This window comes from Alicyclobacillus tolerans (assembly GCF_048984885.1).
GTDB classification, from domain to species: domain Bacteria; phylum Bacillota; class Bacilli; order Alicyclobacillales; family Alicyclobacillaceae; genus Alicyclobacillus_I; species Alicyclobacillus_I tolerans.
Genome location: NZ_JBMGNK010000002.1, coordinates 2,805,283 through 2,830,679, shown reverse-complemented (window position 1 = coordinate 2,830,679; position 25,397 = coordinate 2,805,283). Strand labels below are relative to the sequence as shown.

The following is a 25,397-nucleotide window of genomic DNA, read 5'->3' as shown; positions in this document are numbered from 1 at the left end:
CATTGAGAAGTATTCACGTAGAGGTATCAACAAGAACAGGAGATGGTCAGTCTGAATCAACAGTTAAAGAAATACGCGGAATTGGTGATTCGAATTGGTGTCAATCTGCAACCAGGTGAGAATTTGGTGATTGGTTTTGCCAGTCGCCAAGTTTATCCAGAACATGTAGAGTTTGCACGTTGTTTGACGGAAGCGGCATACGATGCAGGTGCTAAGTTTGTTCATGTGGACTATGGTGATGAATGGTGGATGCGAGAGACTGTAAAGCGCGGTTCACTGGAAACTTTAGCAGAAAGAGCAAAGTGGCAAGCGCAATGGGTGCAAAAATTAGCGGACGAAGGCGCAGCTTTTATTGCCATACCGGCGTCCAATCCATATCTTTTTGACGGAATTGAACGTAGTCGGGTTGATACAGCCAGTAAGTCAATTGCGAATGCCTTCCGTTCTTTCAATGACCGACGTACCAATGATGAATATACTTGGTGTTTGGCCTCCGCTCCAATTCAACCATGGGCTGATGTAGTTTTTGCCGATCTACCTGTAGAGGAGCGAACAGAGGCTCTTTGGAAAGCGATTCTCAAAGCGGCACGTGCAGATGGTGAAAATCCAATTGAAGAATGGAAACAACATATTGTCAATTTGCAGAAACGTAGCCAGTGGTTGAATCAACTAAACATTGTGGAACTACATTATCGCGCTCCCGGAACAGATTTGACGATTGGTATGCCAGATGGTCACTATTGGACAGCGGCTGGGAAACCAAGTCAAGGCGGAGTGCACTTTGTAGCCAATATTCCAACGGAAGAAGTGTTTAGCGCACCACATCGCGATCGGGTCAATGGCACTGTGACAAGCACCATGCCACTTGTTCACAATGGTTCATTAATTGAGGGCATACGCATCCGTTTTGAGGCTGGTCGAATTGTCGAATATTCAGCTGAGAAAGGCGAGGATGCACTGCGTCATATTATTGAGGCTGATGAGGGAAGTCATTATTTGGGAGAAGTAGCTCTTGTTCCTGTTGATTCGCCTATATATCAAATGGGGCGACTTTTCTATAATACGTTGTTTGATGAAAATGCCTCCTGCCACTTGGCCATTGGTAAAGCCTATCCATTAATTGAAGGGGGCTATCAATTGCGTCGAGCCGATTGGAATGAGCACGGATTAAATGATAGTCTCATGCATGTGGATTTTATGATTGGATCGCCAGAAATGAATATTGATGTCAAAACCAAGACAGGTCAAATGATGCCCATTATGGTAAATGGAAAGTTTGTAAGTATGGAGTAAGGATTTCCAGGATTGCCACACACGGGAAGGAGTGGCTTAACTTGGCGAATATTGCTTTGCAGATGTATTCTTTGCGCGAGATGGCGGCGGAAGATTTTGTCGGAACGTTAAAGAAAGTATCTGAGATAGGCTATCATGGAGTGGAATTTGCAGGGTACGGAGGTCTAGGTGCTAGAGAACTTCGAGAAATTTTGTTCGATCTTCAACTTCAACCAGTATCCAGCCACGTTCCGTTCGATCAGTTAGAAAATCAATTAGAAGAAGTTCTGGAATATGCTACTGAGTTGGGACTTTCATATATTGTCTGTCCATTTATAGCACCGGAGCTGCGTAGGAATTTGCAGGATTATCAGCGATTGGCTGAGAAACTTGAACAAATAGCTCAAAAAGTGTCTCAGGAAGGTTTGCATTTTGCATACCACAACCATGACTTTGAATTTATAAAGATAGAAAATGAACAGCCCATACATGTACTGCTAGGGAAAGGCCATTCATCTCTAATTCAAGCAGAGTTAGATATTTATTGGATTGCGTATACTGGCGAAAATATAGCTTCTTATCTGCATAACTATACTGGACGCGCAGATCTGTTGCATGTCAAGGATATGTCCAAAGAGGATAAACGGCAAAACGAAGTTGTGGGCAGTGGACGTCTAGATATTCCGGCTATACTTCATGCCGCTCAGACAGCTGGTGTGAAATGGTACATTGTTGAACAAGAAACCTATCAAGGACATCCGATGAGAGATTTGAAATCTAATTTTATCTATCTATCGCAACTCCTATCTGCACCTAGCCAATAAACAACAAAGCTTGCCATACTATTTCAAGGTATAGTGACAAAGTAGAGGCTCCCTGTAACAAGAAATAAAGAAAGCGTGAATCTAGCTTTCTTTATTTTTCGGGGAGCCTCAAAATGGATATTTCTATTTGACAATCTTTTTACGATATACGCGCCACTGTCAAGGTTAAAGATTTGCCATTAATATCCCATTCTTTTTGAAGATCTCCAGCGATAGGTTCTGTCACTAATTCCTTCATGAGAACAGTCGATTGAATGTGTGGAAGATGTTTGCGCAGAATCGACATAATCTCACTATCTCCTTCTGCGAAAAACTTAACCCATTCCGTTACCTCGTAATTTACTTCTTTTCGCATCATTTGCATTTTGGAAATCAACTCGCGTACATAACCTTCCTCAATCAGTGCAGGAGTCAATTCTGTATTCAAACCTACAAATCCCTGTCCGACATGGGTCATAACGCCTGTAAAACAGGGCTTGTAACGAATATCTCCATGTTCACGCGTAATCGTTTCACCAGCTAAATCAACAACTCCACGTTGGGCAAATTCATGAATCTGGTCGATACTCGCGGTTTTGGCAGCTGCGTTAATCAAAGGAACCTTGCTGCCAAACGATTTTCCAAGAGCTTTTAAGTCTAGGTAGATCTCTGCTTCAGCAACTTCGTTAAGAGTAGTGTAGACAAGCTGCTTGACATTCAGTTCGTCCTTCAAAATCTCTTCGTATGCTTGCAGGGTATCTTTCCAGTCTAAAGTAACGTAGAGCGTTTCCAGTGGTTGACGAGTTTTGCACTTACTTTCATTGCGCAATAGTCGTCCTGCTTCAACCACTCGCAGAACGAGTGACATCTCATGAATCAATTGTTCATCAATAAGCGCTTCGTCCACAGCAGGAAAAGCGCAAAGATGCACACTGACAGGTATATCAACTCTTGTTCCGCCATCTCGCGTTACGTTTTGATAGATTTCTTCAGCGATAAAAGGTGTGTAAGGTGCAATCAGTTTGGAAAGCGTTGTAAGGGTCTCGGCAAGTGTTAGAAACGCAGCAATTTTATCTGATTCCATGCCAGATGCCCAAAAACGTTCACGATTGCGGCGAACATACCAAGTCGACACGTCATCGACAAAATTCTGCAGCGCTCTGGCTCCAGCAGTAGCATCATAGGAATCCAAGCTAGCATCCACCGTCCGAATCGTCTCGTGCAGACGTGCCATGAGCCAACGATCAAAGAGCGGGCGTTCCACTACAGGAATGTCGTAATCTGTCGGCGAGAACTGATCAATTGCAGCATACAGAGCGTAAAAAGCGTGTACGTTCTGCAGAATGTCAAGAAACTTTGCCTTGCTCTCAGCCACAGCTCGATGATAGAACAACTGTGAATTCCAAGGTTGCGTATTCGAGAGAAAGTAAAAGCGCAACGCATCTGCTCCATGCTGATCAAGTGCTTCAAACGGATCGATGACGTTACCTTTCGATTTAGACATTTTTTTCCCTTGCTCATCTAAAACATGACCCATCACAAGTACATTCTTATAGGGAGCTTCACCTGTAATCAGGGTGGAAATGGCAAGTAAAGAATAGAACCAGCCGCGTGTTTGATCGATGGCTTCGGAGATAAAATCGGCCGGATATTGTCTGGCAAACTGCTCTTCATTTTCAAATGGATAATGGTGCTGGGCAAACGGCATGCTTCCAGAGTCAAACCATACATCAATTACTTCCGGCACCCTTTCAAACGTACCGCCGCAGGTGCAAGCGAAAGTTAATTCGTCAATATAAGGTTTGTGTAGTTCCTTAGGAAGTTGTCCTGTTTTCTCCAGCAGTTCTTTGCGCGATCCGATACATATCTCCTGATGGCAATGGTTGCATCGCCAAATGGGAAGCGGTGTTCCCCAGTAACGGTTGCGTGAAAGGTTCCAGTCCACCACGTTCTGCAGAAAATTACCCATGCGACCTGTTTTTACATGTTCGGGTATCCAGTTGACACGGTTGGAATTCTCCAGCAGCTTTTCACGGACGTCTGTCATACGAATAAACCAGCTGTCAATCGCGTAGTAAAGAAGCGGTGTGCCGCAACGCCAGCAGTGTGGGTAAGAGTGTTCAAACTTCTCTTTGCTGTATAGTAAACCTGCTTGGCTTAACTTGCGGACAATATCCACGTTGACTTCTTCATCTTTGACAAATCTGCCAGCAAAGTCAGTCACGTCATCTGTAAAACAACCAGTTTCATCTACAAAGTTGCAAAAGGCCATACCGTGTTCGCGACAAGCTTTGTAGTCATCTTCACCAAACGCGGGCGCTTGATGAACAATACCTGTGCCGGATTCATCTGTGACATGCATAGCCTGAATGACTTCGAATTTTTTTCCAGGAATGCGATTGACATATGGGAAGACAGGCGAGTAAGGAGTTCCTGCCAATTCACGACCAAGAGCTTTTGCTGTCACGCGGCCGTCATCGCCAAGAAAATTTTCCTGTAACGCGCTCGCCACCCAATACGCTTCTTTTTGTGAAGGTGAGAGAATACGCACATACTCGATATCTGAATGCACAGCCAGTGCAACGTGTGAAGGAAGCGTCCATGGTGTGGTAGTCCAGGCTAAGAAAGAAGTGACTATCCCTGGTTCACTGAGTGGGTGGTCATCGGGTAAGCGGAATTTGACCGTAACCGACAGGTCTTTCACGTTTTCGTAGCCTTGAGCAACTTCATGACTGGATAGAGTGGTCTCACAATGTGGGCAGTAAGGAGAGACGCGATGCCCTTGATAGAGATAACCACGTTCATAGATGGTTTTCAACAAATGCCAAACCGATTCAATGTACTCGTCTTTTAATGTCATATAAGGATTATCGAGATCGACCCAATATCCAAGTCTCTCCGTCATTTCCCGCCAGGTAGCTTCATATTGAAAAACACTCTCCCGGCAAGCTTGTATAAACTTTTCGACCCCAAAAGATTCAATCTGCTTTTTGCCGCTGATGCCGAATTTTTTTTCGATCTCGATTTCCACAGGTAGTCCATGAGTATCCCATCCTGCTTTGCGCATGACGTGATAACCTTTCATGGTACGGTAACGGGGATAGACGTCTTTAATGACGCGCGTCAAGACATGGCCCGGATGTGGCTTTCCGTTGGCAGTGGGAGGACCTTCGTAAAAGACGAACTCTGGGCCTCCTCGGCGTTCTTTCTCTGTACGCTGAAAAACGCTTTGCTCGTGCCAAAATTCCAGTACACGTTGCTCTCGAACGGAAGCTTGCTCTTTAGCGTTTACTTTTTTAGCCATAGATGGTTAATCACCCTTTTCTAAAAACAATTTTGAATCAAAAAAGCCCGTCCCGCTTAGGGACGAGCTACTAGGAACCCGCTGTACCACCCTGATTAGCCATGCACATCCGCTGACTGCGGGCACGACTCCATCGGCCGCTGGCAATAAGGCTGAAAGAGAAAAAACCTTGCGCAGCGCATCCAGATAACGGTGGAACACCGGTGTGATCTACAGCAGACAAAATGATACGGATTTTGCCTTTTCGACACACTTCTTGAAGGGGATATCGCGCAACCGGTGTATGGGCTTGCACCACCGCCCATTCTCTGCGACACTGGAGGAAGCGCAACGTGTCCTTCGCATTGAATGTTCATATGAAAATTGGACGAGTTGAGGTATTTTCTTATAAACTCATGGCGTTTGCGCCTTTTGTCGATGGCTGATTTTAGCATAAACCATTTGCGGTCTCAAGTAGCCATTTGTCTTCTTTACTATTCTTTTATGAAATGAGAGACCGGATGATTAAGAAAATGAGAGGTGCTCCAATTTGCAAAGCATCAGTGTGGTTGGACTTGGTTTTATTGGCCTGCCTTTGGCCATCAGTTTTTGCGAGAAAGGATTTCGTGTCTATGGAATCGAGGTAGACACTGCCAAGCTGGATTGGTTGAAGCGTGGCGTTTCCTATGTTCAAGAAGATGATCAAGGCATTCCGCTTGATAAGTACCTGCAAAAACATTTACAGCAAGAGACGTTTATTCCTACGGATCGTATGGAAGAAGCGGCTAAAGCTGTGGACACTTATGTGGTTACAGTCGGTGTTCCTGTTTCTGGTACAGGTGATATGGTATACGACTATTTGGACAGTGCGATGCAAAATATCGGATCTGTTCTTAAAAAAGGGGACTTTATTCTCCTGCGGCCCACTGTCGTTCCCGGAATGATTGAAGAACGGCTCATACCACAGCTTGAGCGGGTAAGTGGATTAAAAGCAGGTGCTGATTTTCATGTTGCCTACGCTGCAGAACGAGTAGCTGAAGGTCGGGCTATGGAAGAGTTTCGTACACTGGATGTTGTTGCTGGCGGTTTGACACCTGCTTGTACGGAACGTGCAGTGCAATTGCTCCAACAACTAACGTCTGGAACGGTACATGTTACCGACTTGCGTACGGCTCAATTGGCAAAGGTTGTTGAGAATGTGCAAAGAGATGTGAATTTAGCCATCATTAATGAATTGCGTCAAGTTGCTGAGGCTCATCATGTTGATATCTACGAATTGATACGCATGACGAATACGCATCCTCGAGTACAGCTTTTGATGCCAAGTGTGGGAGTGGGGGGATTTTGTATTCCCAATGCCTACTATTACTTGCGCGCATCTGTGGACAACCCACATATGATGCCTCTCTATGATACTGCGCGTCGCGTGAACAGTGATGTGCCCAATCAGTTGGTGAAAGATGCTGCTACCGCTCTTGCAGCTTCTGGACGTTCATTGCAGGGGGCGCCTGTAGCTATTCTCGGACTGGGTATGAAAGATGGTTCCAATGATACTCGACTCAGTCCACCTGTCGATTTGGCTAAAGTGTTCATAAGCAGTGGAGCCCATGTACGAGCTTACGATCCAACTATAGCCGAACACTCTTTTCCTTTTCAGGTCGAATCGCCAGAAGTTTGTCTGGACGGAGCACAGGTCTTGGTCGTAGGTGCCTGGCAACCACCGTTTGAAGCCTTGCCTTGGCGGCAATTGCTTGAGAAAACCAATCGTCCCTATATCATCGATCCTCGACATCGACTCAAGGGGTATCTGAGCTAGAAACTTTTTGGAAACGTGATGGAGAAAGAGGTTGACTGCATGCCGCGTGTACTTGTGATTGCCCATCTATTTCCACCGATTGGCGGTATTGGTGTACAGCGGGCGCTCAAATTCACACAATATCTTTCCGAATATGGCTGGTCGCCCGTGGTACTGACGACCAGTGATTTTCATGTTGCAACCATGGATCCGTCTTTACTGGAAAAAGTGCCTGCGTCTGTCCCGGTCTATCGCACAGCAGATCGAATGGCTCGCTGGATGGCTAGAATTTCGCCAGTTTCAGCTCATGCTGCCAAAACGTCTGAGAATTTTTCGGCCAAGCCAACAAAGCGAAGTTTCAAACAGCGTCTTCTGCCCATGCTCAAGACCTTGCGCAATACTTTAGCTATTCCTGATGAACAATTGCTTTGGGCTATATCGGCTGCTTTCGCGGCTCGCCATGTGATTCGTAAAGAACAGATTGATTGTGTTTTCACAACTTCGGGACCCAATAGCGCCCATATAGCAGGATATTTGCTCAAACGGTGGCTGGGTATTCCCTGGGTGGCTGATTTTCGTGATCCCTGGACGGACAATATGCACTTTCCAGATGAGGGAGTTCGCGCTGTTGTGGAAAGGGCTCTGGAAAGGCGTGTTCTCAAAACTGCTGATGCGCTGATCACTGTGACGGATTCTTTTGCATCGCTCTTTAAACACAAGCATCCTTCCGTTCCAGGAAAAATTCATGTGATTCGCAATGGGGTCGATCCGGCAGATTTCCCCATTGTTACACCAGACCACCATACGTCTCATCAAACACTTGCTGGAGAACGTCCTTTTACTTTACTTTACGCAGGAATTCTTTATCCCAAGCGTTCTCCGGAAATTTTCTTGCGCGCTTTGCAAAGAGCAATCGCTTCAGGTGCAATTCAGCGAGAACAAATTCGCATAGAATTTGCTGGCGTTTTTGACTATCCAGCGCCCGTCAGCAATAGTCAACTGCTGAAAGAACTAGATCTTGAAGATGTAGTGCAGCCTCTGGGTTATCTGAGCCATGATGAAGTAGCCAAACGCATGCTGCAGGTTGACGGGTTGCTTTTGATTGGAGATGCAGACGAACGCGCGGGTATGTATATTCCCGGAAAGGTTTATGAATATCTTTACGCTCGAAAGCCGGTTTTTGCCTTGCTTCAACCAGGTGAGGCCGCCAAACTTCTGGAACAGTTTCAAGTGGGGGTTGTAGCTCCTGTAGAGGATGAAGAAAAAGTTTTTCAGGCGCTATGTGTTTATTGCAACGAATTTATCCAGAATTGGTCGGGAGGACCGAATGAACAGGATTTGCTGATTTTTAGCAGACAATATGAGGCGCAGTTGCTGGCTGATGTTTTGACGGAGACCCTCCAGCCTTGGTTGCTTGAACGCAACCGAAGCCAATCTGCATGGGCAGTCCAATAAAGAGTATACGCATGGTTTGGGGTGATGAAGAATGCTCAATAGAAAAGCGGTTGTTGTTTTAAGTGGAGGATTAGACAGCACCACATGCCTTGGGATTGCTGCTGACGAAGGGTATAGTTTGTATACGTTGACATTTGATTATGGACAGCGTCACGCACGGGAATTAAGAGCTGCCGAGCAAGTAGCAGACTATTACCAGGTTGCAGATCGGCGGATTGTCAAACTGGATTTTCTTCGAAAGATTGGTAAGAGTGCATTGACCGATTTCCATTTGTCTGTTCCGAAGAACGTCCATGATGGAGAGGACATTCCAATCACTTATGTGCCTGGCCGAAATTTGCTTTTTCTTTCTCTGGCGGCTTCTTTCGCGGAGGCGATTGAAGCGCAAGCTATCTATATAGGTGTCAATGCCCTGGATTATAGTGGTTACCCTGATTGCCGTCCGCAATTTATTCAAGCTGTTCAAAAAGTGCTTGATGTTGGCACAAAAACTGCTGTGGAAGGTGCCCCCATCTCTCTTCAGACACCTTTGTTACATTTGACCAAGGCAGAAATCATTCGTTGGGGACATCGCTTAGGCGTGCCCTATCAATTGACGACCTCCTGTTACGAAGGCGCAGAGGAAGCTTGCGGAGAATGTGACAGTTGTCGGCTTCGTCTGCGCGGTTTCAAAGAAGCAGGTTTGGTCGATCCGATTCCATATCGCAGTCTTTGAATCTCAACATCAAGGAGTCGATTCTCTTGATGCAAATGGAAGATGGTATTACTGGCGTTGAAATTCGTGAATGAGTCTCCAAGCCTTTTCCACTTGAGCGCGTTTTTGTGCGTCAGCATTGATATATGCTTGAAGAAACTCCATAGCCTGTGGGTTCATGCGAGTAAATAAAATCATTCGCGCTTCTTCTCGAGAAAGTGTCAGTGTAGTGGTTCCAGCCTGAGCTGCCGCTATGGGCGCTGCTTTTACAGTTTGCGTTTTCTCCTGATGGGGTAGGCGGGTTTCCGTTTGGTTGTTGGTTTTGCTGTTGTTGAGTTCTTCAGGACTTACTTGCAGTGCTGAAGAAAGCTGCTGTAAAATTTGCTCATCTGGCTGTCTGCGGTTGGTTTCATACATAGCAATGGCACTTGTACTTACACCTGCTAGTTTAGCAAGTTGCGCCTGAGTCATGCCGCGTTCTTTACGTAGTTGGGCAATACGGTTTGTTGCTTTCACACGATCACCTCGCAAGGCGTATCTATCCAATCTAGAGTATAGGGTTTGTAAGAAGACGCTACAACTAGGGTGTTCATGATTTCGTGTATATGCCTATAGTTGGAGAAGTAACTATCTATTTTTGATGGGCTTCCTTTTTGTTGCTATACTGAAGAAGAATGAGTTCTAAGGGAGGGAATTTGATGAAGATAACCTATCATGGTCAATCCACATTTATTATTGAAGCGGATGGGCACAGTGTAATTATCGATCCGTTTCTCAGTGGCAACCCCAAAGCACTTATTAAGCCTGACGATGTTAAAGTAGAAGCAGTTCTGCTCACTCATGGTCATGGTGATCATATTCTGGACGCAGAGCCGATTGCCCGCAAGAATAATGCAGTCATTATTGCTCCGAATGAACTGGCGGTATATTTCGCTGGCAAAGGTGGATTAAATGTGCATCCTATGCATATTGGAGGTGCACATCAATTTGCTTTCGGCCGTGTTAAATTTACGCTCGCTTTCCACGGTTCGAGCATAGATGTCGGCAACGGGCAGACGATATATGGCGGTATGCCTTCGGGAATCCTTTTGACAATGGGCGGGAAAACGGTCTATCACGCTGGAGATACAGCTTTGTTTGGCGATATGAAATTGATTGGTGAATTGAACTCTGTGGATGTAGCGTTACTTCCAATTGGTGATAACTTTACCATGGGTCCGGAGGATGCCGCTATCGCAGCAGAATGGATTCATGCCAAAGTGACCGTTCCTATGCATTACAATACGTTTGATTTGATTGCTCAAGATCCGCATGCTTTTGTTCAGTTAGTTGAACGCAAAGGGTTGCGGGGACAAGTACTCGAATACGGTCAGTCTCTGGAAGTATAACCACAACTTATGTAAAGAATTTTGTTTCTGGATAAGCAGCCTTCTTTCCATTTCATGAACAACGCAACCTGTCCCAAACTGGAGAACAGGTTGCGTTTATGTTCATTATAGCGGTTAGCAGGTCAGTGAGCGCGATCGGCCAATTTAACCATTAATTTTGCAATTGTTCTGCGCTCTTCATTGTCTCCTACGTCCCACAGTTCCTTCAGCAAACGTTCTTCCGGATTTTTCGGATCGACTTTATCAGCCAGAAATTCACCCATCTTGGCAGCTACATTAGCAATTTGGTCATCATTAAAGCCCATCGACTGAGCCTTGTCTACATGTTCACCAAGAAATTCCTTCCAACGGCCGAAGCTTTCCAACACACTATTGTTCATGCCTGGAATCATCCTTTCAAATTGAACTATTGTACTTTTTCAGCATTCCGCAACTGCAGGCAGGCTATGCATGGGAAAGAGAGGGACAACATATGTTGGAATAGAGGACAAGAAAAGAGGTGCGAAATTTTCATGTGGAGAAAAACAGCGAATGTTGTTAACGGCCGCCGTAAAGCCCTGTATTACGGTTGTGCCGCTATTGCTTTAGCAGCCTATGGATTGCCCAGAATCCCACGTCTGCAACATGGTTTACCGGGAACATTTTCTTTCTTGTGGATCGCAACCATTACACTGGTCCTTGCGGCCAATATATATTTTTTGGTAGGTGCGGACAAAGAAAGGAGTATGATGCTGGAAGTTAGACAAATATTACCTTCCCGTATCAAACAGCGAAAAGATATACAGGAATTACCTAAACGGGTGCGTTCAAGGGGATGAAAAACTATTTTTTGGGATTTCGCGATTCGTTTCTTAACATGAAAGATACGAAGACTCCGCCAAGTCCAATGCAGACCAGCATGGTTACAATCGGATCGAGCGCACCGCCTAAAATCTCCATCTGAGAACCTCCTCATGGGTTGCTGAACAAGTTTCAGCAACTTTTATTCTATCATAAAAGAGTTTTCGGAAAAGATAGGGAAGAGGAGATTTGTATAAAAATATGTACGAGTTTGAGACGATATTGTGAAATTGGGTGGCAAAACACGCTTAACTTCGGCATACTGAAGTATGTACAAAGCGACAGAACTTCATGAGGTGAATGCATGAAAAAAGTCTGGGACTGGATATGGCCGATTCTTGTAGGAGTTTTGGTGGCATGGGGGATTATGCATTGGGTGGTTTCCTTTGCAGTTGTGCCTACAAGTTCTATGTATCCAACCATCCCCAATCCGTGTTACATTTTAGTTAACCATTTAGCCACGGAAACATCTCCTATACATGAAGGAGAAGTGATTGTTTTCAAATATCCGGATGATCCGTCCCAGATATTTGTGAAACGTGTCATTGGTCTTCCTGGTGAGACGGTGACGATTCATGGTGGGCATGTATACATTGACAACCATGAATTGGCCGAGCCCTATCTTCATGGTCTGTTGACGGAGGGTACATTCGGCCCTTACCATGTTCCTGCGGGACATTACTTTGTCATGGGAGATAATCGTCAAAATTCTTATGACAGTCGATATTGGACACCTTATAAATATGTTCCGCGAAGCTATATTCTTGGTGAAGCGGATGCTGTCATTTGGCCGCTTTCAAAGATGAAGCCAATTCCGCAATAATGAACTTAGGCAGTCAATCTTTGGCGCGCCTGATAGGTATGTAACATTGAGATGAATCGAAGTAAGTTGCATTGTGATGTTCACAGGTATTTGTGTTGAAAGCGGGTCGAGTATACTCGACTGCAGGGGGTTCTTTTGGGTGAAGGACAAGCGTCACATGCGGATTCGAGAACTGGTTAGTCAATATGAAATCGAAACGCAGGAAGAGTTAGTCAAGGCTCTGGAAGAGTCTGGATTTCCGGTCACTCAAGCGACCATTTCACGAGATATTAAAGAATTGCAGCTCATTAAAGTGGTAGGTAGCAACGGGCGTTATAAGTATGCTATTCCTGTGGCAGCTTCCGGATTTTCTCTTTCTACGTTGCGTAGAAAACTGGCGGAAGTTCTCATTTCACACGCGCGTGCGAATAATCTTTTGGTTATCAAGCTGATGCCAGGCAACGCTCACGCGATTGGTGCTATGATGGATGGGATGACCCAACATGGTTTGCTGGGTACAATTGCCGGAGATGACACCATTCTTGTGGTTTGCCAAGATGATGAATCAGCCATTAAGCTCATGGCCTTGCTGTTGAATGATGTCAAACAAAACAGTTGAATAGTTTGATGAGAAGAAAATCTCTCCGCTTCTACGCTTCTAGTCTCTATAGGGTTAAAATCTCACTATAGCGAAAAATCAGCAACATTTGTAAAGATGAAAATGAAGTTGATTTTCGCCATAGTGAGATGGTCTCTATAGAAATTATGCGATATGGACCGAAAAATAGGATAAGGGGTGATTGAGTTGACTGAACTATCAGACGTCGATTTGCAAAGAGAGTTAGTCGCTGTAAGGCGTGCGTTGCATCGCCATCCAGAAACTGGTTTAGAAGAGTATGCTACGACACAAACTATTGAAAATTTTTTGAAAGAACATGGCATTGAGATCATCTCGGGTCGTATGTCAACAGGTACATTTGCGTATGTCAAGGGAAAACGGCCAGGTCCTTGTGTGGCTATTCGCGCTGATATTGATGCGCTTCCTATTTTAGAAGCTACAGGGTTGCCCTATGCCAGTGAAATAGAAGGGAAAATGCATGCTTGTGGGCATGATTTTCATACCGCTGCTGTAATCGGATCGGCATTGTTGGCTAAAGAGCGGGCTGAGAGTGATGAATCGTTTGCAGGCAGCTTGCTTTTTGTCTTTCAACCTGCTGAAGAACTTGGACTTGGGGCCAAGCTGGTTTTGGATAGCGGTGTGCTCAAAGAGCATCAAGTCAAGTGCATGATTGGAGAACATAATAACCCGCTCTTGGAAAGTGGAAAGATTGGCGTACGTGTGGGACCACTGATGGGTAGCGTGGATGAATTTACATTGACCATTCATGGTGTTGGTGGTCACGCAGCTATTCCAAATTTAACGGTAGATCCCATAGTTATTGGTGCTCATTTGGTCACCGCTTTGCAAACATTGGTCAGTCGCGGGGTTTCTCCTCTTGCTTCTGGAGTGGTTACAGTTGGCAAATTTCAAGCAGGGACAGCACGCAATGTCATTCCTGATTTTGCTGTATTAGAGGGTACCGTAAGATCTTTGGATGAAAATGTCCGCCGCTTTTTAGAAGAACGCATTTGGCAAGTATCCGAAACGATTTGCCAAGCGTTTGGAGGCAGTGTAGACATTGAATTTGAACGTCAACTTCCTGTAACGACCAACCATTCGGAGGTTGCTGAGTGGGTGCGCCTTGCTGCCATTCAAGTTGTTGGTGAGGAAAATGTAGTTGAGGCAGAACAAACATTAGGTGGAGAAGATTTCTCGATATACAGCCAAGTTATGCCTGCTTGTTTTTTTTGGGTGGGTACAGGCAAAGGCGATGGCTCCTCGCGAGGGTGGCATCATCCACAATTTGATGTTGATGAGAATTGCCTGCTGATGACTAGTCGTGTTCTTTTACAGTCAGGTTATTTAGCGCTTGAATATTATGCGCAGCAAGAAATGACAGTTAACATTGGCAGTTAAGAGTTGTTTTGAGTAAAGATATGCTAAAATTTTCAATGGACATTTGATTTCTAATGTCGAAAGGGAGATGATTTCTGTGTCAGAAGAGCGCAAAGGTGAGGTTACATTTGGTGGGAATCCAGTAACTTTAGTGGGTCCTAAAATTCAAGTTGGACAAAAAGCTCCAGAATTCGAAGTTCTGGATAACGATCGAAAACCAGTGACGCTCTCTTCGTTTGCAGGCAAGATTCGCATCATCAGTGTGGTTCCATCGTTAGAAACAGGTATTTGTGATGCTCAAACTCGTAAATTTAATGAAGCTGCTGCCAGTCTGGGTAACCATGTAGTCATTTTAACCATTAGTGCAGATTTACCGTTCACTCAGAAACGCTGGTGTGCTGCTGCAGGTATTGAACAGGTACATACCTTGTCAGATCACATGGAAATGTCGTTTGGGAAAGCATATGGAACGTACATGAAAGAGCATCGGCTGGAGTGTCGAGCTGTGTTTGTAATAGATTCGAGCGATCGCGTTGTTTATGTAGAATATGTTCCAGAAGTTGCTCAGCATCCAAATTATGAAGCAGCTATTGAGGCGGCAAAAGCAGCTCAATAATGAGATGGTGGGAGCATGAAAAATAGAAAAACAGCCATTACAGACATCTTTTAATACTGTAATGGCTGTTTTTCTATTCGTAAGTTGCGTATGGATGAAGCGATTATAAAGCTAATCCATGTTTTGGATTATGAGAGAACGTCGGAGAGCTGATGGACTAAGTCAGCCTTGGGGCGAAAGCCAACAATCTGCTTAGTCGCTTTGCCATTTTGGAAAAGCACCAACGTGGGAATACTCATGATACCGAATTGTGAGGCGGTTTGTGGATTTTCATCCACATCCAATTTTGCTACAACCAGTTTGTCCGCATGCTCTTTAGCTACTTCTTCCAATACAGGAGCCATCATTCGGCATGGACCACACCAAGTTGCCCAAAAGTCTACTAATACAGGTTTGTCAGAAGAAATAACTTCTAGAAAAGTGCTATCTGTTACCTGCACGGTACCTGCCATTGACACACCAACTTTCCTACTAGATTTTCACTTGAATGAGAGAGCGCTTTTTACGAAAGGGTTGTGTACATACTCACTCTTGAGCGAGTGCTTCTTGAATTTTCGACTCTACTTTTTGAAACCCTTTGTCCCCAGCAGCGCGAAATTTTAGTTTGCCATCCTTTCCAAAAATGAAAAAGGCAGGAACATACTCATTTTCAAATCGGTCGGCTACAGCGCGAGCGTGATCGAGACCGACTGGCTGGGTTAAATGAAATTGTGAAATATCTTCTTTCACCTTTTGAACGTTAGCATCTTCTGCAATTCTTGGCAAGTGAAATGCAATAACTTGCAACCCCTGCGGTGTGTATTTTTCCACCATTCGCATCAAATCATCCATAGTTTCATGACAAATATGACAAGATACAGCCCAAAAATGAATCAACGTCACCTGGTTGTCAGCCAGTTGTGGTCTGCTTTGTGTGTTGAGCCATTCGGTGGCGCCTTCAATGGACGGCATTTCTGTACCTAGACGCAACGGCATTGTTTGCACCGCCTTTCTCGCTTGATGATTTTGAACAGTCTCATGAGTGGTGAAGCTTGTGACTTTTTTAGAGCAGAAAAGGCTGACAAAAGTCAGCCTTTTCTTGCAAATTTTGCTTATACAGTGAGCAGCGCTTCGCCAGGCTTCCAGTTGGCTGGGCAGAGTCCGCCAGCTTGCAAAGCTTCAAGAACGCGCAACGTTTCGTCCACATTGCGACCAATGTTCATATCATGAACGACTTGGTAACGCAGGATTCCTTCAGGATCAACAATGAACAACCCGCGCAGAGCCTCACCGCTCTCTTCTACCAGGACATCATAGTTGCGTGCAACCTCTTTAGTAAAGTCGGCAGCCAGAGGATAGTCCAAACCACCTAGACCATTTTCATCTTTGGGTGTATTGATCCAAGCTTTGTGGCTGTGCACGCTGTCACAACTTACACCCAAAACTTCAGCATCCAAATCTTTGAATTCCTGTAGGCGCTCGTTCATGGCTATAATTTCGGTTGGGCAAACAAACGTAAAGTCTGCTGGGTAGAAAAATAGAATCAGCCATTTGCCGCGATAGTCGGATAATTTTACAGTCTCATCAAGGGTTTTTAAATTTTTTGTACTGAGCATCTCAAAATCTGGAGCCGGTTGTCCGACCAATGGCATGAGTGATCACTCCTAGGATATAGAATTAAACTAATTCTAAGCACTGGGACATTATAACACATATTCAATGTCTAAGCTACCCGTCAGTTTGGTCGTTTATACATCTGACGACAGCTGCTACATAGGCCAGTAAAATGGATGTTCATTTTATCTATTTGAAACCCCGTCTGTGATTCTAATTGAGACAGCCAATCGGAAGGTAATGGAGTGGCGATCTCGCTGATAGATCCGCATTGTTCACAGATAAAGTGATGATGGTTCTCCAATCGTCCGTCATACCGAGTCACGCCGTTACCAATATTCAACTCCTGTATAAGGCCGTGATCGGTCAAATACTTTAAGGAGTTGTAGACGGTTGCGTAAGCAAAGCGATTACCCTCTTGGGCCAGTTTCTCCATAATGTCCGCAGCGGTTGGGTGATCTGTTGCGTTGCGGATAACCTCTAAAATGACACGGCGAGGTTCAGTGAGATTAACAGTCTTCGCCATATCGTCGCCCTCCTTTCCTGTAGAATCTGCAGCAAGGGCATACTTTACACTATCTTTGCTGTAAGATACGCTCACTCACGGGTGAAATCAAGCCAAAATTTGTTTTCTTGGCAAATTTCTCGGGTATTGCTGAGTAAGGCTGTTATTCCGGTATAATGGATTGGGATTGTCGGAGAAATACTCGCCTAACATCATGACCTGTTTGTGAACTTTATAAGACAAATCAAAAAAGGAGAATGGAGATGCCATTGTATAACTCGGTGTTAGATTTAATTGGAAACACTCCGGTTGTTAAATTAAATCGCATTCCTCATCCTGATGGCGCTGCTGTGTATGTGAAACTAGAAGGTTATAATCCAGCGGGCAGTGTGAAGGATAGGCCGGCATTGAACATGATTGTACAAGCAGAGCAAGAGGGAAAATTGATTCCCGGAAAAACCACCATTATTGAACCTACTTCCGGAAACACAGGTATTGGCATTGCTATGGTCTGTGCAGCCAAAGGATATCGTTGTATCATCACTATGCCAGATAACGCTACTGACGAGCGGGTCAAGTTGCTAAAAGCGTACGGTGCTGAGGTGCATCTGACTCCTGCAGCTTTGAGGATGCAAGGGGCTATTGATGAAGCGAAAAAGATTGCTGCTTCCTTACCGCACGTATTTATCCCTATGCAGTTTGACAATCCAGCAAATCCTGATGCTCATCGACATACAACGGCAGTAGAGATATACAACGATTTTTCTGGACGTCTTGATGCCATGGTATTGACAGCAGGTACAGGTGGTACAGTTACAGGTACCGGAGAAGAACTCAAAAAGAAGATTCCAGGGCTGAAAATTTACGTAGTTGAACCAGCGGGAAGTCCGGTACTCGCAGGAGGACAACCAGGTCCACACAAAATTCCTGGCACAGGACCAGGTTTCATACCTTCCGTGCTCAACCGCTCCGTTTATGACGAAATACTTCATATAGAGGATGCAGATGCACAGCAGATGGCTCGTCGTTTAGCTGCTGAAGAAGGAATTTTGCTTGGGGCTTCTGGAGCTGCTTCAGCTTTTTTTGCTGTCCAGATTGCCCAAGAGATGCCCAAAGATGCGCGTGTACTCTTTATTGCTCCTGATACTGGCGAGCGATATCTGTCGTCCGATCTCTTCCAGGCTTAAGCGGCGCGTGTACTCTTGCCGTGGATGGAACATATCCAGACGCTTTTGTCACATTTTTCGCCACTGTGTCGTCTTTCAACAGTGAACAGGTTGAATCCTGACTCCTGTCAAGCAAAGACGATAAAGAGAGAAATGAGGCGGAAGCGTGAATATAAAAAGCAGATACTCTATATGGGCAGCAGGATTGAGTCTCACCATCACAGCTGTGGTGGGATGCAGTTCTGCTGTTTCTTCTTCAGGCATGCATCCTCAACACTCTCATCAGGGTCTATCTAAGAATACTCCCCAAACCCACAAAGCGAATGTTCTGCAGCTTTCTACAGATTGGCCTAATTTTGGTAATAATCTCTGGCAAAATCATCTTTCTCCCTTGCGTGTTTCTCAATCCTTCAACATGCAACTTCTTTACAGTCAAAATCTTGGCAACGGTGGGGAAAATGAAAGCTTCCCCATAGAAGTGGGGGGCGTTCTTTATGTAACCACTATGCGCGATCGCGTTTTAGCCTTAGATGCCTCCACAGGAAATGTCATGTGGGAGTTTTCGCCGCAATTACATCTGTTGCAAGGCATTCCCACCATTAATCGAGGTGTTGCAGTCGGGCAGGGAAAAGTCTTTTTGCTGACAGCGGACGATCGACTTGTGGCTCTTTCTCAGCAGACCGGACAATTACTCTATCAAGTGTCAGTGGCTAACGAGTCAAAAGGATATTTTGAATCTATGTCGCCTCTTTATGTGGATGGCAAAGTATTTGTGGGCAGTGCGGGCGGCGATGAGGGAGTCCGTGGGTTTGAAGCCTGCTATCTAGCGTCAAATGGGCAATTGTTATGGCGGCGCTATACCGTGCCCAAGCGTGGTGAAGGCTGGTTGCCTGCAAGTGGTCAGCACGGAGGTGGAGCTGTATGGAATATCCCTGCCTATAATCCTCAAGGGGGTCAACTCTTTTTTGGTACCGGGAATCCTTCACCAGATTTTTACGGTGTTTCGCGTCTAGGACCTGACCCTATGACAGACGCTGTTGTTTCGGTGAATGCAACTACGGGAAAAGTCAACTGGTATCGACAAGAAGTCAAGCATGATTTATGGGATTATGATGTGGCTTCTCCGCCTATGCTTTTTCCGGTTCAGGGAAAATTAGCTGTAGGTGAAGCAGGGAAAGACGGGCAATGGTATGAATGGTATGCAGCGAATGGTCAACCTGTTTTTTCGCCAGTAGCGTTTGTGAAAGAACAGCACCGACCGCCTGGCGCTCAGCCAACTTTGGAGTGGCCGGGATCAGACGGCGGCGCTAACTACGGTCCGAGTGCCTATGACCCTATACAACAAACAGTACTGATCAGCGGTATCAATGGACCGGAGTATGTCAAAGCCGGGCCGACCCATCATACCAGCTATCGTGTGGATGATGGTACCAGTGCTTCACCTGCGCCAGCAGGAGATTGGACTGGCACATTGACTTCCATTCGAGTCAACGACGGGCGTATAGAGTGGCAGAGAAAACTATCAACTCCAGCAATTGGTGGCGTAACCACCACTATGGGGGGTGTCGCTTTTTTTGGCGAAGCCAATGGAATGCTCTATGCCGTCAATATGAAGAATGGCCAGACGCTTTGGCAGTATGACGCCCACATACCTGTAGCAAGCGCACCCATTGTTTATAAATTAGACGGGCAAATAAGAGTTACTTACGTTTTAGGTCAAAGCGCTTCTCTCCAAGGTTTATTCCCATATCTGGGCAAGACAAAAGTTTTGACATTTCAAATCAAGGCTCGGCATGCAACTGGAGCTACTTAACCAATTAATCTAAGAGATGGCGAAAATGTCCCAATACTTCCGTTGTGTCTAAAATGGTAACAAACGCATGAGGATCGATATCCTGAGCTAGCAATTTAAGGTCGGCTACTTCCAGCCAAGTAAGCACACACATGAGCACCCCAAGATTTTGTTTACTATAAGTGCCGGAAGCACTCATGAGCGTGCTTCCCCGTGTTAGGCGAGCGCTGATGGCGTTGGCCATTTTTTCTGCCTGAGAGGTGACGATGAGAGCCGTTTTTCTTTGTTGATAGTGCATTAGAGTGGCCACGACGCGAGAGGCGGCAAACATGGAAACCAGGGTATACATGCCGGCCTCTGTACCAAAAACCATCGCAGATAAAAGAAGAACAATGACGTTCATAATAAGTCCCGTTGAAGAGACGTTGCGTCCTGTTAATCGGTAGAGCACGACAGAAAGAATGTCTGTTCCTCCCATCGAGCCGCCTACGCGAATAGCTAACCCTGAGGAGATTCCGCCAAGCACACCACCATAGAGAGACATCAGAAGTGGATCGTGATGTGGCGTTTGAAAGTTCAGATGCACCAAGTCGGTAGCCGCAGAGAAACCCACCACACCAATCGCTGTCAGTAAAATGAAACGTTTTCCAAGATAGCGGTATCCGAGCAAAAAGAGAGGTATATTAAAAAGGAAATAGAGCGTGCCAATCGGGAGAATCACAAAATAGTGGTGAAGGATCTGGGCAATACCTGTGACACCACCGGAAAGTATGTGTGCGGGCACCAAAAAATTGTTAACGGAAATGGAACCTGCCAAGTCTCCGAGCAACACTACAAAGACTCGCCACATAAAATCAATGACTGGCTTGGATCGCCATGATTTAATAGATAGTTGAGAAGGAGAAAATGATGTGGACATGAACGTGTTCCACCCTTTCGTGAAACATAGAATGTTAAAACCTTGCTAAAGAAAGATTCCGTTTTTTTCTTTTAGATGTACTATAGCAAGGAATCCACTTTACAGACAAAATAGGGCGGCAAGATTTCGGGAGGAGTCGTTTTGTCAACCAAACACGAGCAAATTCTCGAATATATTGAACAGCTCCCCATTGGCGCGCGTATTTCAGTGCGTGGTGTGGCGCGTGATATGCAGGTAAGCGAAGGTACAGCCTATCGAGCCATCAAGGAAGCTGAAGCACATGGATTGGTCAGTGCAATTGATCGAATAGGTACGGTGCGTATTGAACGCAAACAGGTTCGTGAAATTGAACGCCTAACTTTTGAGGAAGTAGCGCGTATTGTTGAGGGAACTGTGCTCGGCGGTCAAGAAGGTCTGAACAAGACGCTGCATAAATTTGTCATTGGCGCCATGCGTTTAGAAAATATCACAAGATATCTCGATCCAGGCAGTCTGATGATTGTGGGAAACCGTGAAAATGTGCAAAAACTGTCTCTTGAAGCAGGTGCAGCTGTTCTTATAACGGGTGGTTTCGATGCCTCACCGGAAGTGCGTAAATTGGCTAATGAACGAGAATTGCCTATTATTTCTTGTTCTTATGACACGTTTACAACAGCCGCCATGATTAATCGAGCGATTTACGATCGACTCATTAAAAAGGACATTCTCTTTGTAGGGGATGTAGCACAGACAGAGGGATTGGCCGTATTGTCTCGTGATGCGACAGTTCGAGATTACTTTCGAGTCGTCGAAGAGACGGGTCATGCGCGCCTGCCAGTTGTCGATAGCAATCAACGTCTGGTTGGCGTGGTCACCGCACGGGATGTGGCGGAGGCTCGTCCAGAAGATCCCGTTGAACTGTTCATGTCAAGTAAACCTACCACAGTTTCACCGCAAACCACGGTTGCCTCAGCGGCGCATCGGATGGTCTGGGAAGGCATTGAGATGCTGCCTGTAGTCTCTCATCGCAAACTGATGGGTGTTTTAAGTCGTCAGGATGTCATTAAATCACTTCAGTTTATGAATCGACAGCCGCAAGTTGGAGAAACGCTAGAAGATCTAGCAGTTCGTGGATTTTCTTCAGAAACTTGTGAGCAAGGTGTCCGAGTACGGGGTGTAGTTACCGCTCAATTGACCAGTGCGCTCGGAACGCTTTCCACAGGAATGCTGACCACCTTGATTGAGTATGCGGTGCGTGAATGTTTGCGGCGGCAGCGCAACGTTGATATGGCAATTGAAAATCTATCGTTTTATTTTCTCAAACCTGTATCGATTGAAGCTGAAATCAGTCTCACTGCGCAGGTGCTCGACTTTGGGCGTCGGTTTGCCAAAGTGGAGGTGGATGTATCTGGAGAAGATGGGCAGTATGCCAAGGCACTGGTAACCACACAGATGATGGAGAGGTGAACGGTCAGTTGGATTTTGTGCATTTACATGTTCACTCTGCATACTCGTTGAAGCAAAGTTGTCTCAGTCTAAAGGACGCCATCGAGACCGCCCAATCTCTACATATGACTGCCCTTGCTTTAACAGATAAAAACACTCTCTATGGGGCAGTATCTTTCTGTCGTTTGGCTAAGTCGGCAGGAATTACGCCACTGATTGGCGTGGATTTTGACGTTCTCTCGGAAGAGGCGTCTGAATCTGCTGGACGTCAGGGCAACTCACCGCTGGATAGCCTGGTATTGTTAGCCAAAGGTTTCGCAGGATATTCGTCGCTCGTGAAACTGGTTACACTGGCCCATAGCCGTTCGCGTCGTCCGTATGTTCAGTGGTCAGAAATTGCTCAGCATAGTCACTCCCTGATTGCTCTGGTGGGTGGACGCGGCAGTAGTATAGCGCGGGCGTTTTCTGAAGCGGATCGTCATAAAGGCGAGCAGTTGCTGCAACGCGCCAGTGAGATGTTTCCGCCTGGGGAATTGTATGTTCAGTTGCACGATCACGGTCTTCCTGAAGAGCGACGGGCTTTGCCGGGGTTAATTGCTGCCGCTCGCCAGTTGGGGTTACCACTTGTGGCCAGTAATGAAGTATATTACGCACGTCGAGAAGATGCTGCAGTCCAGAAAGTTTTGGCGCAAGTGGATGCAGATGGATTACTGTTACCCGTAAACCATTTTCATCTGGCATCATCGGAAGAAATGGCCGAGAAATTTCAGAATCTCCCCGAGGCAATTGCGAATACACGGGTAATAGCGGATGCAGCCGCTTTCGAATGGCCCAAACCGCAACTTTTTTTGCCTCGCTATCCGTTACCCCCAGGTGAATCTGCGCAAGAAACGCTACGACGTGTGGCGTATGTGGGTGCAAAAAAACGCTATCCCCTATGGACAGCTGAAGTGGAAGAACGTCTCCGTTACGAGTTGGATGTTATTGATCGACTTGGCTTTGCCGACTATTTTCTGGTGGTGGCCGATTTTATTCGCTATGCGCATCGGCAAGGCATCTCCACAGGTCCTGGCCGAGGTTCTGCTGCAGGTAGTTTGGTCGCTTACGCACTATCGATTACAGATGTCGATCCGTTGCAATATGGTTTGCTGTTTGAACGTTTTCTCAATCCCGAACGGGTGAGTTGGCCGGATATTGATATCGATTTTGAATTTGAGCGGCGTGGAGAAGTCATTCAGTACGTACTGGAGCGTTATGGCGATACGCGGGTAGCCCAAATTGGAACCTTCGGCACATTTGCCGCGCGAGCAGCGATTCGCGATGTGGGGCGTGTATTGGGATCGGATAAAAAATTGGTGGATACATTGGCGAGGCTGATTCCTTCTCATCCAGGTGTAACGTTGAATGAAGCTCTTGAAAATGTAACTCAACTGCGGCAAATGGAGGAAGAAAATCTGGAGGCGAAAAAAATTCTCGCCTATGCCCGTCGACTGGAAGGGTTGCCGCGTCATGTCTCCATACACGCAGCGGGGGTTATCATTTCGCCTGTTTCACTGCAGGACTGGATACCTGTTGTGCCTGGCGCTAGTGGAATGCCAGTCACCATGTATCCTATGGAAGATGTCGAGGCACTTGGTTTCTTGAAAATGGATTTTTTGGGTCTCAAAACTTTGTCACTGATGGATATGACCCGTCAAAGTGTGGCTCAGCGCATAGGACAACCGTTGCCTGAATGGCAGCAAATCGCGGATGGAGACGAAGCGACTTATCGTATGCTGACGCGCGGCGAGACGAGCGGTTGTTTTCAGCTTGAGTCGTATGGTGTCCGAAAAGTGTTGCGGGATGTCAAGCCTACCTGCTTGGAAGATTTAATTGCCGTTATTTCACTATATCGCCCTGGTCCTATGGAGAATATTGCTGAATTTGTTGCTGCCAAACATGGCCGTCAATCGATTCGCTACCCGCATCCTGACTTGGAACCGATTCTTAAAGATACTTACGGTGTCATTGTCTATCAGGAGCAAATTATGCAAATTGCTTCCCGGATGGCTGGCTTCACGCTCGGTCAGGCAGATATTCTGAGGCGCGCAGTATCCAAAAAGAAACGAGAAGTGCTCGACGCTGAGCGTGAACGATTTGTCACGGGATGTCAACGTCGTGGTTACAGTGCGGAGACAGCCAATACCGTCTACGATTTGATTGTTCGCTTTGCGGATTACGGCTTTAACCGTTCGCATGCAGCGGCTTATGCATTGCTCGCCTACCGTACAGCCTATTTGCGCGCTCATTATCCAGCTGATTTTTTTGCAGCTTTAATGACGCTGGCTGCCGGTACTCCAGATAAAATCACTGAGTATACGAGGGATGCCAAAAAATTGGGCATTCAACTGTTACCGCCCAGCGTCTCTGCAAGCGGAGCGGCTTTTTCAGCCGAGTCGGACAGGAGCATTCGTACTGGCCTTCTCTCCATACGTGGCGTTGGTCGTGCGGCAGTCATGGAGATATTGCGTGCGCGCGAGGAAGCCCCTTTTACTTCCCTGGTTGATTTTTTGCGTCGTGTTTCTTCTCGCGCCTGCAATCGCAAAGCCGTTGAAAGCCTGGCTACAGCCGGGGCTATGGAAGCCTTTCTGCCTTCAGCCAAACTCAGTGAGCAAGCACTTTCCCAAATCCTCGACCATGCCTATTTGGAAGCTGAAGCAGGAGGTGAACAGGCTCGGCTGTTCAATTCCGACCACACGTTTTCTGCACACGCGACAGCTTCGGGGCCAGCAACTCTCTTCATTCGTTATCGAGCTGGCGACGATTCCCGCACACTTTTGGCTGCAGTGCGTTCAGCTCTGCTTGAGAAACCGGGATCGACCCCGGTGGCTTTATTTGAAACGTCTACCCGCAAAGCACGCTTGTTGCCAGCTCGTTATACAGTAAAGGTCGATCCCGATTTAATCGCTGAATTAGAGACTATTGTGGGTCTTGGCAATGTGAAATTGCAGCAGCGGTCTGAAACGGCTCGTCATTGAGTAGGTTTAGGAGAAAGCATGAGTAAAGGAGACGTG

Annotated in this window: 23 protein-coding genes; 15 read left to right on the top strand and 8 right to left on the bottom strand. The window is 46.1% G+C overall.

Annotated elements, in window-relative coordinates; all coding sequences use genetic code 11:
• The first annotated feature begins 42 nt into the window (after nucleotides 1-42).
• Nucleotides 43-1,293 carry an aminopeptidase gene (locus tag ACOJUR_RS14480; protein ID WP_420950390.1) on the top strand — a complete coding sequence of 417 codons (1,251 nt, stop codon included), beginning with the start codon at nucleotides 43-45 and terminating at the stop codon, nucleotides 1,291-1,293.
• A gap of 41 nt (nucleotides 1,294-1,334) precedes the next feature.
• Complete coding sequence (locus ACOJUR_RS14475) at nucleotides 1,335-2,096, top strand: sugar phosphate isomerase/epimerase family protein (protein ID WP_420950389.1); 762 nt, start codon at nucleotides 1,335-1,337, stop codon at nucleotides 2,094-2,096.
• A gap of 139 nt (nucleotides 2,097-2,235) precedes the next feature.
• Here ACOJUR_RS14475 and ileS read toward each other — a convergent pair whose 3' ends face one another.
• Nucleotides 2,236-5,379, bottom strand: a complete 3,144-nt coding sequence (gene ileS, locus ACOJUR_RS14470; protein WP_420950388.1) for an isoleucine--tRNA ligase — start codon at nucleotides 5,377-5,379, stop codon at nucleotides 2,236-2,238.
• Between the two features lie 529 nt (nucleotides 5,380-5,908).
• Here ileS and ACOJUR_RS14465 point away from each other — a divergent pair.
• Genes ACOJUR_RS14465 through queC form a run of 3 tightly spaced genes read left to right on the top strand, consistent with a single transcriptional unit; the run spans nucleotide 5,909 to nucleotide 9,323 of the window.
• Nucleotides 5,909-7,174: a nucleotide sugar dehydrogenase gene (locus ACOJUR_RS14465; protein ID WP_072874610.1), complete on the top strand. Its 1,266-nt coding sequence runs from the start codon at nucleotides 5,909-5,911 to the stop codon at nucleotides 7,172-7,174.
• A 39-nt stretch (nucleotides 7,175-7,213) separates the two neighbouring features.
• Entirely contained in the window at nucleotides 7,214-8,608 is a 1,395-nt protein-coding gene (locus ACOJUR_RS14460; protein ID WP_072874609.1) for a glycosyltransferase family 4 protein, read from the top strand.
• 31 nt (nucleotides 8,609-8,639) lie between these two features.
• On the top strand, nucleotides 8,640-9,323 hold the full coding sequence (queC, locus tag ACOJUR_RS14455; protein WP_072874608.1) for a 7-cyano-7-deazaguanine synthase QueC: 684 nt from the start codon (nucleotides 8,640-8,642) through the stop codon (nucleotides 9,321-9,323).
• Between the two features lie 48 nt (nucleotides 9,324-9,371).
• Here the strand turns inward: queC and ACOJUR_RS14450 are convergent, their stop codons facing one another.
• Nucleotides 9,372-9,818, bottom strand: a complete 447-nt coding sequence (locus tag ACOJUR_RS14450) for a helix-turn-helix domain-containing protein (RefSeq protein WP_420950387.1) — start codon at nucleotides 9,816-9,818, stop codon at nucleotides 9,372-9,374.
• Nucleotides 9,819-10,000: 182 nt separating this feature from the next.
• Between ACOJUR_RS14450 and ACOJUR_RS14445 the strand changes: the two genes are divergently transcribed.
• Nucleotides 10,001-10,690, top strand: coding sequence for a metal-dependent hydrolase (locus ACOJUR_RS14445; RefSeq protein ID WP_072874606.1), 690 nt, complete (start codon nucleotides 10,001-10,003; stop codon nucleotides 10,688-10,690).
• A 122-nt stretch (nucleotides 10,691-10,812) separates the two neighbouring features.
• Here the strand turns inward: ACOJUR_RS14445 and ACOJUR_RS14440 are convergent, their stop codons facing one another.
• Nucleotides 10,813-11,070 carry a DUF3243 domain-containing protein gene (locus ACOJUR_RS14440; RefSeq protein ID WP_072874605.1) on the bottom strand — a complete coding sequence of 86 codons (258 nt, stop codon included), beginning with the start codon at nucleotides 11,068-11,070 and terminating at the stop codon, nucleotides 10,813-10,815.
• 132 nt (nucleotides 11,071-11,202) lie between these two features.
• Here ACOJUR_RS14440 and ACOJUR_RS14435 point away from each other — a divergent pair, with 132 nt between their 5' ends.
• The 5 genes from ACOJUR_RS14435 to tpx all read left to right on the top strand — a co-directional run bounded on the left by ACOJUR_RS14435 (nucleotide 11,203) and on the right by tpx (nucleotide 14,944).
• Nucleotides 11,203-11,508 carry a hypothetical protein gene (locus tag ACOJUR_RS14435; protein WP_203114683.1) on the top strand — a complete coding sequence of 102 codons (306 nt, stop codon included), beginning with the start codon at nucleotides 11,203-11,205 and terminating at the stop codon, nucleotides 11,506-11,508.
• A 326-nt stretch (nucleotides 11,509-11,834) separates the two neighbouring features.
• On the top strand, nucleotides 11,835-12,353 hold the full coding sequence (lepB, locus tag ACOJUR_RS14430) for a signal peptidase I (protein WP_072874603.1): 519 nt from the start codon (nucleotides 11,835-11,837) through the stop codon (nucleotides 12,351-12,353).
• A gap of 139 nt (nucleotides 12,354-12,492) precedes the next feature.
• Nucleotides 12,493-12,951: an arginine repressor gene (gene argR / locus ACOJUR_RS14425; protein WP_255567371.1), complete on the top strand. Its 459-nt coding sequence runs from the start codon at nucleotides 12,493-12,495 to the stop codon at nucleotides 12,949-12,951.
• Between the two features lie 186 nt (nucleotides 12,952-13,137).
• Nucleotides 13,138-14,349 carry a M20 metallopeptidase family protein gene (locus ACOJUR_RS14420; RefSeq protein ID WP_420950386.1) on the top strand — a complete coding sequence of 404 codons (1,212 nt, stop codon included), beginning with the start codon at nucleotides 13,138-13,140 and terminating at the stop codon, nucleotides 14,347-14,349.
• Nucleotides 14,350-14,425: 76 nt separating this feature from the next.
• Nucleotides 14,426-14,944 (top strand): thiol peroxidase, encoded by a 519-nt coding sequence (gene tpx / locus ACOJUR_RS14415; RefSeq protein WP_370541883.1) that lies wholly within the window; start codon nucleotides 14,426-14,428, stop codon nucleotides 14,942-14,944.
• A gap of 128 nt (nucleotides 14,945-15,072) precedes the next feature.
• Here tpx and trxA read toward each other — a convergent pair whose 3' ends face one another.
• The 4 genes from trxA to ACOJUR_RS14395 all read right to left on the bottom strand — a co-directional run bounded on the left by trxA (nucleotide 15,073) and on the right by ACOJUR_RS14395 (nucleotide 17,063).
• Nucleotides 15,073-15,396, bottom strand: a complete 324-nt coding sequence (gene trxA / locus ACOJUR_RS14410) for a thioredoxin (protein ID WP_420950385.1) — start codon at nucleotides 15,394-15,396, stop codon at nucleotides 15,073-15,075.
• Nucleotides 15,397-15,469: 73 nt separating this feature from the next.
• Nucleotides 15,470-15,919 carry a TlpA disulfide reductase family protein gene (locus ACOJUR_RS14405; protein WP_083574286.1) on the bottom strand — a complete coding sequence of 150 codons (450 nt, stop codon included), beginning with the start codon at nucleotides 15,917-15,919 and terminating at the stop codon, nucleotides 15,470-15,472.
• A gap of 116 nt (nucleotides 15,920-16,035) precedes the next feature.
• A complete protein-coding gene (locus ACOJUR_RS14400) occupies nucleotides 16,036-16,575 on the bottom strand; it encodes a peroxiredoxin (RefSeq protein WP_072874599.1) in 540 nt (179 codons plus the stop codon).
• Nucleotides 16,576-16,658: 83 nt separating this feature from the next.
• A complete protein-coding gene (locus tag ACOJUR_RS14395; protein WP_072874598.1) occupies nucleotides 16,659-17,063 on the bottom strand; it encodes a Fur family transcriptional regulator in 405 nt (134 codons plus the stop codon).
• 242 nt (nucleotides 17,064-17,305) lie between these two features.
• On the opposite strand from ACOJUR_RS14395, the gene cysK reads away from it, so the two are divergent.
• Together cysK and ACOJUR_RS14385 are read left to right on the top strand one after the other, a co-directional pair.
• Nucleotides 17,306-18,229: a cysteine synthase A gene (gene cysK / locus ACOJUR_RS14390; protein WP_203114679.1), complete on the top strand. Its 924-nt coding sequence runs from the start codon at nucleotides 17,306-17,308 to the stop codon at nucleotides 18,227-18,229.
• 145 nt (nucleotides 18,230-18,374) lie between these two features.
• On the top strand, nucleotides 18,375-20,021 hold the full coding sequence (locus ACOJUR_RS14385) for a pyrroloquinoline quinone-dependent dehydrogenase (protein WP_420950384.1): 1,647 nt from the start codon (nucleotides 18,375-18,377) through the stop codon (nucleotides 20,019-20,021).
• 4 nt (nucleotides 20,022-20,025) lie between these two features.
• Here the strand turns inward: ACOJUR_RS14385 and ACOJUR_RS14380 are convergent, their stop codons facing one another.
• Nucleotides 20,026-20,919 (bottom strand): YitT family protein, encoded by an 894-nt coding sequence (locus ACOJUR_RS14380; RefSeq protein WP_203114676.1) that lies wholly within the window; start codon nucleotides 20,917-20,919, stop codon nucleotides 20,026-20,028.
• A gap of 141 nt (nucleotides 20,920-21,060) precedes the next feature.
• Between ACOJUR_RS14380 and ACOJUR_RS14375 the strand changes: the two genes are divergently transcribed.
• Nucleotides 21,061-22,365 (top strand): DRTGG domain-containing protein, encoded by a 1,305-nt coding sequence (locus tag ACOJUR_RS14375; protein WP_072874594.1) that lies wholly within the window; start codon nucleotides 21,061-21,063, stop codon nucleotides 22,363-22,365.
• Complete coding sequence (dnaE, locus tag ACOJUR_RS14370) at nucleotides 22,362-25,361, top strand: DNA polymerase III subunit alpha (RefSeq protein ID WP_420950383.1); 3,000 nt, start codon at nucleotides 22,362-22,364, stop codon at nucleotides 25,359-25,361. The genes ACOJUR_RS14375 and dnaE overlap by 4 nt, the downstream gene beginning before the upstream one ends.
• Nucleotides 25,362-25,397 lie beyond the last annotated feature (36 nt).